This window comes from Anaerotignum lactatifermentans, assembly GCF_016902535.1.
Taxonomy (GTDB): Bacteria; Bacillota; Clostridia; order Lachnospirales; family Anaerotignaceae; genus Anaerotignum; species Anaerotignum lactatifermentans_A.
On record NZ_JACSNY010000081.1, the window covers coordinates 1 to 218 of the forward strand.

The following is a 218-nucleotide window of genomic DNA, read 5'->3' on the forward strand; positions in this document are numbered from 1 at the left end:
TTTTTTCGTTTGCTTCTATTCTTTCCCAAAGCAGCGAAAAAAATCCGGGCGAAAAAAAAGACGAAAGAAACCTTAGAAGTATCTTTCGTCTTTTTATCATATATTTTTACATACAGTTCCTCCGCCCGTCGGTTCAAATGGAGGTTCGAGGGCAAGGCTTTCGTTCCCTCCTTCATAACCTCCGCCAGCAGCGCCAGCTTTGTGGCGTTTTCTCTGCT

1 protein-coding gene is annotated in these 218 nt (G+C 44.0%); it reads right to left on the reverse strand.

The genetic code is table 11. From position 1 onward, the window contains the following. The coding region (locus H9X84_RS12955) for a hypothetical protein (RefSeq protein WP_205134651.1) at positions 1–218 on the reverse strand (218 nt) is incomplete at both ends.